Here is a 13819-nt window from a genome sequence, read left to right on the forward strand (position 1 = left end):
CCGTACCATGGTACGGATGCTATAGGAGGGGCATGACAAAACAGGCAATCCTTCATCGCATGGTCATGCCGGGGCACATCTGCCCCTATGGCCTCAAAGCCAAATATCTGCTCGAGCGCCGCGGCTATAGAGTCGACGACCGCTGGCTGACGACGCGCGAGCAGACCGATGCGTTCAAGGCGCAGCATGGCGTCCAGACGACGCCGCAGACCTTCATCGACGGGGTGCGGATCGGCGGTTATGACGATCTGCGCCGCCATTTCGGGCTGAAGGTCGCCGACCCCGATGCGGCCAGCTATACGCCCGTGATCGCGCTGTTCGCGATGACCGCGCTGATGGCGCTGGCGGCGAGCTTTGCCGCCTATGGCGATGCCTTTACGCTTCGCGCCGCCGAATGGTTCATCTCTTTCAGCATGATGGTGCTCGCGCTGCTGAAATTGCAGGATGTGGGCAGGTTCGCGACGATGTTCCTCAATTACGACCTGCTCGCGCGCCGCTGGGTTCCCTATGCGAGCATCTATCCCTTTGCCGAGGGGCTGGCGGGCGTGTTGATGACCGCGCACGCGCTGCCCTGGCTGTCGATCCCGCTGGCGCTGTTTATCGGCGGCATCGGCGCGGTGTCGGTGTTCAAGGCGGTCTATATCGACCGGCGCGACATCAAATGCGCGTGCGTCGGCGGCAGCAGCAAGGTGCCGCTGGGCTTCGTGTCGCTGACCGAAAATCTGATGATGGTCGCGATGGCGCTGTGGATGGCGCGCATGTGGGTGTGAGGACGTCGCCGAACTGTCATTGATGAAACGCAGAGCTGGGCTATCGAGGGGCATCGATTCGCCCCGACGGAGCCCAGCCCATGTACAACCGCCGCCATTTCCTTGCCGGAGCGACGCTCGCCGGGCTTGCCGCGCCGGCGATCGTCCGCGCGCAGGGTATCTTGCGCGACTTTCCCTTTCAGCTTGGCGTCGCGGCGGGCGACCCGGCGAGCGATGGTTTCGTCATCTGGACGCGCCTCGCGCCCGAGCCGATGGAGCGCCACGGCGGGATGCCGCTGACCAATGTGCCGGTCGAATGGGAGGTCGCCAGCGACGGCGGCTTTCGCGACGTGGTGGCAAAGGGCACCGCGCTGGCGCGCCCCGAGCTGGCGCACAGCGTCCATGTCGAGGTCGCGGGATTGCAGCCCGATCGCCCCTATTATTACCGTTTCACCGCCGCGGGCGAACGCAGCCTGCGCGGGCGCGCGCGGACGCTTCCCGCGCCCGGCGCGCGTGTCGATGCGCTGACGTTCGGCGTCGCGGGATGCCAGCATTTCGAGTCGGGCTTTTACGGCGCCTATCGCCACATGGCGCGCGAGGATCTGGCCTTCGTCTATCATTATGGCGATTTCATCTATGAATATCGGCAGGATTATCTGTTCGACGACGGGCTGCCGATCCGCCCGGTGCGCCAATATGCGCAACGCGCGCTGTTCGACCTGACCGATTTCAGAACTGCCTATGCGCAGACCCTGCTCGACATCGACCAGCAGGCGGTGCGGTCGGTCCACGCGCATCTGTCGAGCTTCGACGATCACGAGATCCGCAACAATTGGGTGTCCGACCACGACAATTGGAAATTGGGGCTCGACAAGGAAGACCCCGATGCTGCGTCGCCCGAGATTTTCATGCTCAAGAAACAGGCGGCGATGCAGGCGTGGTACGAACATATGCCCGTGCGCCGGTCGCTGTTGCCACGCGGCGGCATGGTCGCGGCGCACCGCGAGCTGCGTTATGGCGACCTGATGGCGATGCAATTGCTCGACACGCGGCAATATCGCGACGACCAGCCATGCGGCGACGGCTTCAAACCCGCCTGCCCCGACGTGTTCGCCAGGGACCGGCAGGTGCTCGGCAAGGTGCAGGAGGAATGGCTGGCGCGCAATCTGGCGCGCGGCGGCGCGACGTGGAACGCGCTGGCGCAGCAGGTGACGATGATGTCGCTCGACCGGCGGCGGCGGCCCGAAGAGAGTGAAAAGATCGTCAACCTCGACAGCTGGGCAGGTTATGAGGTGGCGCGGACGCGGATGTTGTCGCGCTTTGCGGGGCTGAACAACAATATCGTGCTGACCGGCGACGAGCATCAGAATTTCTGCGGCGATCTGGTGCTGAAGGACAAGGTCGTCGGCGCCGAGTTTGTCGCGACATCGATCTCCAGCGGCGGGGACGGCAGCGACAAGCGCGTCGGCACCGACGAATGGCTGGCGCGCAATCCCGAACTCAAATTCGCCAACGACCAGCGCGGTTATCTGGTCTGTGAGGTCAATCGCGAGGCGTGGCAGACGCACTTCATGGTCGTCGACAAGGTCTCGACGCCGGTGAACAGCCTGTCGAAACGCGCGACGGGCGTGGTCGAACGCGGCGTTGCGGGCGTGAAGATGGCGTAAGCCGCCCGGCGGGCCTCATTTTCGGCCGAACAACCGTTCGACATCGCCCATCGCCAGCTTTACCCAAGTCGGGCGGCCATGGTTGCACTGGCCCGAATGCGGCGTGACCTCCATCTGGCGGAGCAGCGCGTTCATCTCCGCGACGCTCAATGTGCGCCCCGCGCGCACCGACCCATGGCACGCCATCGTCGCGGCGACCAGTTCGAGCCGTTCGTTGAGGCCGAGCGCGGCGTCATAGCCCGCCAGATCGTCGGCGATGTCGGTGACGAGCCTGTGGCAATCAATCGCCCCCAGCATCGCCGGGGTCGCGCGCACCATTACCGCACCGGGGCCGAAGCGTTCGAGCTCGACACCGAGCGCGGCGAGCCCATCCGCCGCGGCCTCCAGCCGGTCGCACGCGGGTTCGTCGAGTTCGACGACTTCGGGGATCAGCAGGCCCTGCGACGGGACCGCCTGCCCCGCCATGCCGCGCTTCAGCGTTTCGAGCACCAGCCGCTCGTGCGCCGCATGCTGGTCGACGATGACCAGCCCGTCCTCGGCCTCGGCGACAATATAGGTTTTCGCGATCTGGCCGCGCGCGATGCCCAGCGGATGCGCCTCGGCGGCGGGCGGCGGCGTCGCCGCGACCTCGGCGCGCCCGGCGAGCGGCGCGGGCGCGGTGAAGGGCATCAGCCGGTCATAGACGCGCGCAACGTCGGCCGCGGGCAACGATACCTCGGCGGCGAAGGGATGCACCGCCGCGCCGGCGCGCCGGTCGAAGAGGAATCCCGTCGCCGGCGGCGGCGCGACGGGTTCCTGCTGCCACGCCGCGAGCGCCGCCTCGGCGGGCTTCTGCACGCTGCGAAAGCCATGTTCGTCGAGCGCGCGCCGGAGGCCCCCGACGATCATCCCGCGAATGAGCTGCGGATCGCGAAAGCGCACCTCGGTCTTTGCGGGATGGACATTCACATCGACCTCGCCCGTCGGCACGTCGAGAAACAGCGCGACGACCGGGTGCCGGTCGCGCGCGAGCAGGTCGGCATAGGCGCCGCGCAGCGCGCCGACGAGCAGCCGGTCCTTCACCGGGCGGCCGTTGACGAACAGATATTGATGGTCGGCAATGCCGCGATTGTAGGTCGGCAGGCTGATGACGCCGCCCAGATGCACCTCGCCGCGGTCGAGGTCGACGCCGATGCTGTTCGCGGCAAGGTCGCGACTGGTGAGCGCGGCGACACGCCCGACGCGGTCCTGCCCGCCCTGCACGTCGAGCACGCGGCGGCCGTCATGCTCAAGCGTGAAGCCGACGTCGGGGCGCGCCATCGCGAGCCGCCGCACGACATCGAGGCAGGCGGCATATTCGCTGCGCGCGCTGCGCAGGAACTTGCGCCGCGCGGGGACGCGCGCGAACAGATGCTCGACGATCACGCGCGTGCCCTGGCCAAGCGCCGCCGGGCCTTCGGCGACGACAGCGCCATTGTCGACGACGCGCCGCCAGCCGTCGCCGCCCGCCGTCCGGCTTTCGAGCGTCAACCGCGCGACGCTGGCGATCGAGGGCAGCGCCTCGCCCCGGAAGCCCAGCGTCGTCACCGCCTCGATCGCGTCGTCGGGCAGCTTCGAAGTCGCATGGCGTTCGAGCGCGAGTACCATGTCGGCGGCGGTCATGCCGCAGCCGTCATCCTCGACCTCCAGCCGCGCTATGCCGCCTTCGGCGATTCGCACCGCGATGCGAGTCGCCCCCGCGTCGATGGCATTTTCGACCAGTTCCTTGAGCGCCGCGGCGGGTCTTTCGACCACTTCACCGGCGGCGATCCGATTTACGAGCGTTTCCGGCAGGCGGCGTATTGACATGGGGCCTGTCCTAGCGCAGTCGGACGCAAATCGCGACCCACCCGCACAGCCCGATCTTCCCGTCCAGCCCGCCGCCCTCGGCCGAGCCGGAGTCTTCCCCAGATTTGGTCCTGTTGTCGGACGGCAACGAGCAATTTATGACGACGGTGGGCGGCCCGTTCGGACGCCGCGCCGTCGATGACAGGAACTATAGCTGATGTCCTTCTTTTCCCGCTGGTTCAAATTCAATTCGCAAGACATGGCCATCGACCTCGGCACCGCGAACACGGTCGTCTATGTGCGCGGCAAGGGCATCGTGCTCAACGAACCTTCGGTCGTCGCGGTCGAGACGCTGAACGGGATCAAGCGGGTCAAGGCGGTCGGCGACGACGCCAAGCTGATGATGGGCAAGACCCCCGACAGCATCGAGGCGATCCGCCCGCTGCGCGATGGCGTGATTGCCGACATCGACGTCGCCGAACAGATGATCAAGCATTTCATCACCAAGGTGCACGGCGGCAAGCCCAACGCCTTCCGCAGCCCCGAAATCGTCATCTGCGTTCCCTCGGGCTCGACGAGCGTCGAACGCCGTGCGATCCGCGACGCCGCATCGAACGCGGGCGCGAGCGAAGTGTGGCTGATCGAGGAGCCGATGGCCGCCGCGATCGGCGCCGACATGCCGGTGACCGAACCCATCGGGTCGATGGTCGTCGACATCGGCGGCGGCACCACCGAAGTCGCGGTGCTGTCGCTTCGCGGTCTCGCTTACACCACCTCGGTCCGCGCCGGCGGCGACAAGATGGACGAGGCGATCGTCTCCTATGTCCGCCGCCACCATAATCTGCTGATCGGCGAATCGACCGCCGAACGGATCAAGAAGGATTTCGGCATCGCGCGCATCCCCGCCGACGGCGTGGGCCTGACGATCCACATCAAGGGCCGCGACCTCGTCAACGGGGTGCCCAAGGAAATCTCGATCAACCAGGCGCAGATCGCCGAGGCGCTGTCCGAACCGATCGGCACGATCGTCGAGGGCGTGCGCATCGCGCTCGAAAACACCGCACCCGAACTCGCCGCCGACATCGTCGATCAGGGGATCGTGCTGACCGGCGGCGGCGCGCTGATCGCCGAACTCGACGAATTGTTGCGCGATGCGACCGGCCTGCCGGTGACGGTCGCCGACGATCCGCTGACCTGCGTTGCGATCGGCACCGGTCGCGCGATGGAAGACCCCGCCTTCCGCGGCGTGCTCCAACAAGCCTGATCGGGTAGCATCGCGTCGTGGTCCGCCCGGCACATCGACGTCCGGGGCAATCCCGAAAGGCCCAGTACAGCCTGTTCGTCGCCTATGTCATCGCGGTGACCGGCGCGGTGGCCGGGCTGTTGCTCGCGATATTGTCGGTCGCCGATCCCGTCGGCTTTGCCCAGCTGCGCATCGCAAGCCAGGAACTCGCCGCACCGATCGCGCGCGGGACGCGCTCGGTCATCGGTTCGATTTCGGGCATCGACGACAGCGTCGGCGCCTATGTCGCCGCAGGATCGCAGAACCGGCGGCTGCGCAAGGAGCTGGCCGACACGCGGCGCCAGCTGGTCGCGACCAGTTCGCTCCAGGAAGAGAATCGGCAGCTCAAGGCACTGCTCAAGCTCCAGGAAACCGACAAGACCGCGCTCGCCAACGGCTATCTGCTCACCTCGACCTCGACGAGCAGCAGGCGCATCGCATTGCTCAGCATCGGGCGCAATCTGGGCGTCGCCGCGGGCCAGCCGGTGCGCGGCGCCGACGGGCTGATCGGCCGCGTGCTGACCGCCGGGCCGTCGGTGTCGCAGGTGCTGTTGCTCACCGACGTCGACAATATCGTCCCCGTGCGCCGCGCGCGCGACGGGCTGCCCGCGCTCGCCAGCGGTCGCGGCAACGGCTATCTTGACGTTCGCACGCTCAATATCGCGAACAATCCGTTCAAGCCCGGCGACATCCTGGTCACATCGGGCACCGGCGGCCTCTATCCGCCGAACATCCCCGTCGCGATCGTCGTGCGGCGCCAGGACGACGGCGCGCTCGCGCGTCCGCTCGCCGACCCCGGCAAGGTCGACGCCGTCGCGGTGCTGCGCCCCTATACCCCCGACAATATCGAGGCGGCGGGTCGCCCCGGTCCGGCCGCGCTCCCTGTCGCCGCCGCGCCATGAACCGCAAGGGTCCGCGCCTTGGCGAACCCGCCTCGCTGTGGCGGATGCGGATCGTGCCCGTGGCGAGCGTGATGCTCGCCTCGGCGCTGCCGCTGATGCTGCCGCTGATCGCCAGTTCGCCGGTGCTGCCGCCGGTCGGCCTGCTGTTTTTCCTCTGCTGGCAATTACTGCGCACCGAAATGTGGCCGGTGTGGGTCGGGCTGCCGCTCGGCCTGTGGGACGATCTGTTCAGCGGCGCGCCGATCGGCACCGCGGCCGGACTATGGACGCTCGCGAGCATCGCCATCGCTTATTCGTCGCAGCGCATTTACTGGCGCGGTTTCTTTCACGACTGGGTGATCGCCGGGCTGTTGATTGCGGCGATCCAGTCGCTCGCCGCGCTCATCACCCACCCCGATGCCGATACCGCGCATGTGCTCGGGCTGGTCGTGCCGCAGATCGTCATTTCGGTGTTGCTGGTGCCGCTGATCATGCGCCTGACCGGCAAGTTTGACAACTTCCGGCTGAAACGCCGATAAAACTGCGCACATGTTCAACAAGAAGCACCCGCCGATCACCGAAGCGTGGAGGGGTCTCACCTTCACCCGCCGCGCGCTCGTCGTCGGCGGCGCGCAAGCGGCGGTGGGTGTCGCGCTGGCGGCGCGCATGGCTTATATCTCGGTGATCGACAACGACCGCTATGTGCTTGAATCGGAAAGCAACCGCGTCAATCTGACGCTCATCCCGCCGCGCCGCGGCTGGATCGTCGACCGCAATGGCAAGGCGCTCGCGAACAACCGCGTCAGCCTGCGCATCGACATCATTCCCGACCGTCTGCACAATCGCGAGATGGTGCTGGGTCAGCTCCGGACGCTGTTGCGGCTCGACGGCGACACGATGGAACGCATCAACCGCGACCTCAAGGCCGCATCGGGGTTCCAGCCCGTCGCGATCAAGGAGAATATGACCGAGGCCGAATATAGTTCGATCCTCGTCCGCCTGCCCGAACTGCCCGGCGTCGCGCCGCAGCGCGGCTTTGCCCGCAACTATCCGACCGGCGCCGCGGTGGGCCATCTGATCGGCTATGTTGGGGCGCCCAATGCCGAAGAATATGAGAAAGCGAAAGATCCGCTCTACATCACGCCCGGCTACAAGATCGGCAAGGACGGGCTCGAAAAATATTTCCAGGAAGTGCTGAAGGGCAAACCCGGCGCGCGGCGCGTCGAGGTGACTGCGCGCGGCAAGGTGGTGCGCGACCTCGACACCCAGCCCGACGTGCAGGGCAAGACGGTGCATCTGACGATCGACGCCGACCTGCAGGAATATGTCGCACGGCGCATGGGGCGCGAATCGGGTGCGGCGGTCGTCATCGACTGCCGCAACGGCGACATCCTCGCCTTCGTGTCGATGCCGAGTTTCGACCCCAACAGCTTTTCCGACGGGATCAGCAGTTCGGAATATGCCTGGCTGCGCGCCGACGATCACCAGCCGCTGATCAACAAGGCGACGCGCGGGCTCTATCCGCCCGGATCGACGCTGAAACCGATGGCGGCGATCGCGGCGATCGACCATGGCGTCGACCCCGGCGAGCGCCATACCTGCATCGGCGGCTATCGGCTCGGCAGCCGCTTTTTCCGCTGTCTCGGCACGCACGGCAGCATCGACATGCCGACCGCGATCGAAAAAAGCTGCAACAGCTATTTCTACTGGCTGGCGCACCGGCTGGGTTACGACGCGATGGCGCCGACCGCGCGGCTGCTGGGGCTGGGCGAGGAGTTCCGGCTTGCGGGCAGCAATCAGCGGTACGGCACCATCCCCGACAGCGCATGGAAACGGCGCAAATATGATCAGGAGTGGACCGCGTCGGATTCGCTGAACGCGGTGATCGGCCAGGGCTATGTCAGCGTCAATCCGCTCCAGCTTGCCGTGATGACCGCGCGCATCGCGTCGGGCCGGCGCCTGTATCCGCGTCTCGTCAACCGGCAGTTCACCAACGAACCCCTGCCCTTCTCCGCCGAAGCGCTGGCGGTGGCGCGCGCGGGCATGGACCGCGTCGTCAACGGCGCGGGCACCGCGGTGCGCAGCCGCCTGCCGCTCGACGGCATCACCATGGCGGGCAAGACCGGCACCGCACAGGTGCGCGGGCTGGCGTCGGGTTCGCGCGGACAGGGCGGCGCGTGGAAATATCGCGACCACGGCCTGTTCGTCGGGTTCGCGCCGGTCGACAATCCGCGCTACGCCACGGGCATCGTCATCGAGCATGGCATGGGCGGCAGCCGTGCCGCGGCGCCGGTTGCGCGCGATTTCATGACCTTCCTCTTCGACCGCGAAAAGGGAATGGAGGCGCTCGAAACGCTCGAGGCCGGTTGGGGCGGCACGATCGGCGAGCGCATGGAACGCGACTATGCGGCGTGGAAAGCGGGGGCGTCGAGCGATCCCGATCCGGGCGTTCCGCAATGATCCCCGTCCCGCCCGCGATCCGGCGCGTTCCGTGGAAGCTGATCGCCATCCTGTGCGGTATTACCGGGTTCGGCCTGCTCGTCCTCTATTCGGCCGCGGGTGGCAACTGGTCGCCCTGGGCGTGGCAACAGGGGGTGCGTTTCCTCGTTTTCCTCGGCGGCGCGCTCGTCCTTGGCCGCCTGCCCCTGCGGATTTTCGAGGATTTTTCCTACCTTGCCTATATCGGCGTGCTCGTCCTCCTCTTTGCGGTCGAACTGCTGGGCTTCGTCGGCGGCGGCAGCCAGCGATGGCTCAACCTCGGCTTCATGAACCTCCAGCCATCGGAGCTGATGAAGGTCGCCATCGTCGTCGCGCTGGCGCGCTTCTATGCCCAGCTTCCGCCCGCCAGCACGCGCAGCCTTACCGCGCTGTGGCCGGCGCTGGTGATGATCGGGCTTCCGGCGGCACTGGTGATGCTGCAACCCGATCTCGGCACCGCGCTGTCGATCTGTGTCGGCGGGGTGATCGTGATGTTCGTCGCGGGCCTGCCGCTCTGGTGGTTCGGCAGTACGGCAATCGCTGGCGTCGCGGCGCTGCCCATCCTCTTCTCCTTTCTCCACGATTACCAGCAACGGCGCGTGCTCATCTTCCTCGACCCCGAAAGCGACCCGCTGGGCGCGGGCTATCACATCAGCCAGTCAAAGATCGCGATCGGATCGGGCGGGATCGGCGGCAAGGGCTTCCTCAACGGATCGCAAAGCCACCTTGACTATCTTCCCGAAGGGCACACCGATTTCATCTTTGCGACGATGGCCGAGGAATGGGGGCTGATCGGCGGCCTTGCGCTGCTCTTCGGCTTTTTCCTGCTGCTCCGCTGGTCGACGCGCGTTGCGCTGAAGGCGCGGACGCGCTTTGGCCAGCTCACCGCCGCGGGGCTGACCATGACGATCTTTTTCTACATCGCGATCAACCTGATGATGGTGATGGGCCTCGCCCCCGTCGTCGGCATCCCGCTCCCGCTCTTTTCCTATGGCGGGTCGTCGATGCTGACGATCATGACGTGCATCGGCATCATCCTCGCGATCGAAAACGACAGCAAGACGGGCCCGCGCCGCTTGCACTGACAAAAAATTTCCGCAAGGCCATTGCCAAGGATGCACCGCCATGATAGCGGGCCGCTCTCTTCACGGCGCAGGGGGATTTCCCCCGCATCGCGAAGGCCGGAAACCGGCAGATGGACGCATAGCTCAGTTGGTAGAGCAGCTGACTCTTAATCAGCGGGTCCTAGGTTCGAGCCCTAGTGCGTCCACCATTTTTCCACAGCAAAACCAAGCACTTACGCGAGAGCGATATTCGCTCGCCCGTGTGGTCCGCGCAACTCTCTAGCGCATTTCTAGCAGCTTAGCCCTTTCGCAACAGCGCCCCGCACCCGAAGGAGCGAGGCGCTGGCAGCGTCAGGACAGAAGGAGTTGAGCCCCCGCTGCTGGCTCCGATGTTCTTAACGAGGGTCGATTGCCTTGACCTCGGACGCGGAGGGCGCTGCCGCGTCACCGTCTCGCCGGGTCCGGTTCCCGTCACGCGAGGCGGCTTTGTCGTTCGGTTCCTTGCACGATGAGCAGAGGCGTACACTGACCACGTCCTCCGAGAAGTAGGGTCAGTTCGTATCGCCGCCGCGCCATCGAGCCTCCATCGCAATGGAGAGCTTGAATCACGCAGGCCGCCAAACCTCAAGACGGTTTATGAGTTTACGGCCCAAACACCTAGGCCTTGAGCTTCTCGAACGGCACATCCTTGTCCATCCGCACTTCGCCGGGCATGGCGAGCACACGTTCGGCGATCTGGTTGCGGAGAACTTCGTCCGCGCCCCCGGCAATACGCATCACCGTCGAATAGATATAATCATACTGGACGTCGCCGGTGGCGCTATCGCCCGGCTCACCGGCAATTCCGGCGAGGCCGCGCAGTTCAAGCGCCAGCCCGTTGGTCCGCTGGTATCGACTGGCATAGGCCAGCTTGACCATCCCCGCGAGCGCGCCGGGATTTTCGCCCTTCGACACCATCGTGCGCAGCCTTGCCTGAAAGAAACGCTCCCCCTGTTCTTCCGCCAGCGCTTCGGCAAGTTGTTGCCGCACCGCGCCATCGTCCAGCATCGTGCCGCCATGGCCGTCCGGCGTTGCCGCCGCATAATCGAGCAGCGTTGCGACCCCGCTGCGATGCGCGCCCGATCCCAGCCGTTCGCCCATCAGCACGGTCATGCAACAGGCCCAGCCCTCGCCTTCCGCGCCCAGCCGATTGGCGTCGGGAATGCGAACGTCGGTCAGGAATGTCTCGTTGAATTCGCTGGCCCCTGAAATCTGGCGGATCGGCCGCGTTTCGATTCCCGGCGTCTTCATATCGACCAGAAAGAATGTCAGCCCCTTGTGCTTCGGCACACCGGGGTCGGTTCGCACCACCAATATCCCCCAGTCGGTCAGATGCGCCCAACTCGACCAGACCTTCTGGCCGTTGACGATCCAGTCGCCCGAACCATCGTCGGCACGAACCGCCTTGGTGCGAAGCCCGGCAAGGTCCGATCCCGCCGCGGGTTCGGAGAAAAGCTGACACCAGGTGATCTCGCCCTTCAGCGTCGGTTCGACGAATCGGGCCTTTTGTTCCTCGGTGCCGTGCCTTGCGATGACCGGCAGCGCCATGCCGGTGCCGATCGAAACAAATGGTCCCTTGGGCAGGTGATAGCGACCTTCTTCTTCGGCGAAGATCACTGCCTCGATCCCCGAAGCCCCGCGCCCACCAAGCTCCCTGGAAAAGGTCAGGCCCGACCAGCCACCTTCATATAATTCCCGAATCCACGCCCGTCCGCGCGCCGCTTCTTCGGTGTCCGACATTTTCGCACCGGGCGGGATTTCATGCGCCGGGGCGTGGGCGGCGAGCCAGGCGCGCGCTTCGGCGCGAAAGGCGGCTTCTTCGGGGCTGTCGTTGAAATCCATTATCCTGCCCTCCTCAGGCCGCCTGACCCTGGCGCCCGGGCTGCGCGGCGAGCAGCCGGTTTGCCCAAAAACCCCGATTGCCGAGATGCACCGCAAGCATCCGTTCGCGGCGGTAATAGAAGTGACAGTTGGCTTCGAACGTATATCCGATGCCGCCGTGCACCTGAAGATTCTCGCGGGCCGCCATCTCGAAACATTTGATGCCCGAAAGCCGCGCCGCCGCCGCCGCCGCAGGCAGGTCATCGGGTGAGGATTGAGCCGCCCAGCCACCGAAATAGGCGTTCGACCGTGCAAGCTCGGTCGCCACCGCCACATCGGCCAGCTTGTGTTTGATCGCCTGGAAACTGGCGAGCGAGCGACCGAAAATCTGGCGCTCCAAGGCATAATCGCGGGCCATGTAGAGACAGGCTTCGGCAGCGCCCGCAGCTTCAAATGCGGCCTGGACCGCGGCCTGATCGATCAACCGGTCGAGCTTTCCGCGGCCCGGCATCGGATCGGCCATCGCCGCATCGAAGTCGAGGCGATAGTGCGGGCGGAGCTGGTCGAAGCTGTCGAGCTTAGTCCGCGTCACCCCCGGCTGATCGAGCTCGACGAGCGCGAGATCGCCCCCCGCGACGAGCACCACCGCAATATCGGCGATCCCCGCATCGGCGACGGGGAACTTGCTTCCCGACAGCTTGCCGCCTTCGAGTCGCGCACCCGTCGCAAAGACCGGCCCTGGCCCCTCGGCATAAGCGAAGGTCGCCACCGCCTCGCCCGACGCGAGCCGTGGCAGCCAGGCCGCTTTCTGCGCATCGCTCCCCGCGAGCCGGATCGCTTCGGCTCCGAGGATGATCGAACTCATGAACGGCACCGCGGCATTGGCGGCACCCAGCGCCTCCATGATAACGCCGAGGTCGAGTGCGCCGAGGCCAAGTCCCCCATGCTCTTCGGGGATCGCCGCCCCCAGGAACCCCATTTCGGCGAGCGCGCGCCACAGGGGCTCGTCCCAATCCGCGCCCGAATCGATCAGCTGGCGCAAGCGATCGAAGGGCGAGAGGTCGGCAAGCAGCGCGCGGGCTTGCTCGCCGAGCATTTTCTGTTCATCGCTGAGGTCGAAATTCATCGGAAGGCTTGCCCTGTTGTTGCGATCCGTGTCATAGCGAGTTGTATAACTAGGTCAACCATGACAAACACCGGGAAGGAGTCGCTGGCTATGCAATATGAAACCATCCTGGTCGACGTCGCCGATCATATCGCGACGATCACGCTCAACCGGCCCGAGGCGCTGAACAGCTTCACGCGGCAGATGATGGCCGAATTCGAGCATCTGTGGAAGCGGGTCGCGCGTGACGACAGCATCCATTGCTGCGTGCTGCGCGCTGCCCCCGGAAAGGCATGGTGCACCGGCGTCGACGTCAAGGAATCGCAGAAGCCGGGACAGGCGGTCGTCGATCTCGATAACATCTGGCATTGCGAAGATCCCGGCATCTATCTCGGCCCCAAGTCGATGAACTGCTGGAAGCCGGTGGTCGCGGCGGTCCACGGCATGGCGGCTGGCGGCGCCTTTTATTGGCTCAACGAGAGCGACATCATCATCTGCTCCGAAGACGCGACTTTCTTCGATCCGCACGTCACCTATGGCATGACGAGCGCACTCGAACCGATCGGCATGACCTATCACATGCCGCTCCATGACGTGCTACGCATGGTGCTGCTCGGCAACGACGAGCGGATCGGCGCGGGGACCGCGCTGCGCATCGGGCTGGTCAGCGAGATCGTGCCGCTGGGCGAGTTGTGGCCGCGCGCACACGAACTCGCCGCCGCCATCGCCGCGAAGCCCCCGGCAGCGACGGCGGGGTCACTCAAGGCGATCTGGCAATCGCTCGACCTTCCCCGCTCGGTCGCGCTGCAGCAGGCGCTCAAATATTGCCAGATCGGCAATCCGGCGGGCGTACCGCAGGTCGACCGCGCCGCCCTGATGGCCGACAAGGCCAAGAAGTTCACCATTCGCTGACGCGATCGGAAGGGA

At 65.8% G+C, this 13819-nt stretch carries 11 protein-coding genes and 1 tRNA gene; 9 read left to right on the forward strand and 3 right to left on the reverse strand.

All coding sequences use genetic code 11. The features are described 5' to 3' along the window. The first annotated feature begins 32 nt into the window (after window positions 1-32). Window positions 33-770, forward strand: a complete 738-nt coding sequence (locus SALA_RS08255) for a glutaredoxin family protein (RefSeq protein WP_011541917.1) — start codon at window positions 33-35, stop codon at window positions 768-770. Between the two features lie 80 nt (window positions 771-850). Next, window positions 851-2416 (forward strand): alkaline phosphatase D family protein, encoded by a 1566-nt coding sequence (locus SALA_RS08260; RefSeq protein ID WP_011541918.1) that lies wholly within the window; start codon window positions 851-853, stop codon window positions 2414-2416. Between the two features lie 15 nt (window positions 2417-2431). On the opposite strand, the gene mutL is transcribed toward SALA_RS08260, so the two are convergent. Beyond that, on the reverse strand, window positions 2432-4243 hold the full coding sequence (gene mutL, locus SALA_RS08265; RefSeq protein WP_011541919.1) for a DNA mismatch repair endonuclease MutL: 1812 nt from the start codon (window positions 4241-4243) through the stop codon (window positions 2432-2434). Window positions 4244-4439: 196 nt separating this feature from the next. Here mutL and SALA_RS08270 point away from each other — a divergent pair, with 196 nt between their 5' ends. The 6 genes from SALA_RS08270 (at window position 4440) to SALA_RS08295 (ending at window position 10136) form a co-directional block, all read left to right on the forward strand. Beyond that, entirely contained in the window at window positions 4440-5486 is a 1047-nt protein-coding gene (locus tag SALA_RS08270; protein ID WP_011541920.1) for a rod shape-determining protein, read from the forward strand. 17 nt (window positions 5487-5503) lie between these two features. After that, window positions 5504-6406, forward strand: a complete 903-nt coding sequence (mreC, locus tag SALA_RS08275; RefSeq protein WP_011541921.1) for a rod shape-determining protein MreC — start codon at window positions 5504-5506, stop codon at window positions 6404-6406. Next, complete coding sequence (locus tag SALA_RS08280; RefSeq protein WP_011541922.1) at window positions 6403-6924, forward strand: hypothetical protein; 522 nt, start codon at window positions 6403-6405, stop codon at window positions 6922-6924. Before mreC ends, SALA_RS08280 begins: the two co-directional genes overlap by 4 nt. Before the next feature lie 10 nt (window positions 6925-6934). Beyond that, entirely contained in the window at window positions 6935-8845 is a 1911-nt protein-coding gene (mrdA, locus tag SALA_RS08285) for a penicillin-binding protein 2 (protein ID WP_011541923.1), read from the forward strand. After that, entirely contained in the window at window positions 8842-9948 is a 1107-nt protein-coding gene (gene rodA, locus SALA_RS08290) for a rod shape-determining protein RodA (protein WP_041383191.1), read from the forward strand. The genes mrdA and rodA overlap by 4 nt, the downstream gene beginning before the upstream one ends. A gap of 112 nt (window positions 9949-10060) precedes the next feature. Then, a tRNA-Lys gene (locus SALA_RS08295) sits at window positions 10061-10136 on the forward strand. Between the two features lie 448 nt (window positions 10137-10584). Here the strand turns inward: SALA_RS08295 and SALA_RS08300 are convergent. Further along, a complete protein-coding gene (locus SALA_RS08300) occupies window positions 10585-11808 on the reverse strand; it encodes an acyl-CoA dehydrogenase family protein (RefSeq protein WP_011541925.1) in 1224 nt (407 codons plus the stop codon). 13 nt (window positions 11809-11821) lie between these two features. After that, entirely contained in the window at window positions 11822-12913 is a 1092-nt protein-coding gene (locus tag SALA_RS08305) for an acyl-CoA dehydrogenase family protein (RefSeq protein ID WP_011541926.1), read from the reverse strand. 90 nt (window positions 12914-13003) lie between these two features. Between SALA_RS08305 and SALA_RS08310 the strand changes: the two genes are divergently transcribed. Beyond that, on the forward strand, window positions 13004-13804 hold the full coding sequence (locus SALA_RS08310; protein ID WP_011541927.1) for an enoyl-CoA hydratase/isomerase family protein: 801 nt from the start codon (window positions 13004-13006) through the stop codon (window positions 13802-13804). Window positions 13805-13819: the final 15 nt, after the last annotated feature.

The sequence above is a fragment of the Sphingopyxis alaskensis RB2256 genome, assembly GCF_000013985.1.
Lineage (GTDB): Bacteria > Pseudomonadota > Alphaproteobacteria > Sphingomonadales > Sphingomonadaceae > Sphingopyxis > Sphingopyxis alaskensis.

Coding starts and splice junctions, on each gene's coding strand:
- SALA_RS08305 (WP_011541926.1), bottom strand. CDS start 12,913: ATGAATTTCGACCTCAGCGATGAACAGAAAATGCTCGGCGAGCAAGCC.
- SALA_RS08310 (WP_011541927.1), top strand. CDS start 13,004: ATGCAATATGAAACCATCCTGGTCGACGTCGCCGATCATATCGCGACG.
- SALA_RS08260 (WP_011541918.1), top strand. CDS start 851: ATGTACAACCGCCGCCATTTCCTTGCCGGAGCGACGCTCGCCGGGCTT.
- SALA_RS08300 (WP_011541925.1), bottom strand. CDS start 11,808: ATGGATTTCAACGACAGCCCCGAAGAAGCCGCCTTTCGCGCCGAAGCG.
- SALA_RS08280 (WP_011541922.1), top strand. CDS start 6,403: ATGAACCGCAAGGGTCCGCGCCTTGGCGAACCCGCCTCGCTGTGGCGG.
- mutL (WP_011541919.1), bottom strand. CDS start 4,243: ATGTCAATACGCCGCCTGCCGGAAACGCTCGTAAATCGGATCGCCGCC.
- SALA_RS08255 (WP_011541917.1), top strand. CDS start 33: ATGACAAAACAGGCAATCCTTCATCGCATGGTCATGCCGGGGCACATC.
- SALA_RS08270 (WP_011541920.1), top strand. CDS start 4,440: ATGTCCTTCTTTTCCCGCTGGTTCAAATTCAATTCGCAAGACATGGCC.
- rodA (WP_041383191.1), top strand. CDS start 8,842: ATGATCCCCGTCCCGCCCGCGATCCGGCGCGTTCCGTGGAAGCTGATC.
- mrdA (WP_011541923.1), top strand. CDS start 6,935: ATGTTCAACAAGAAGCACCCGCCGATCACCGAAGCGTGGAGGGGTCTC.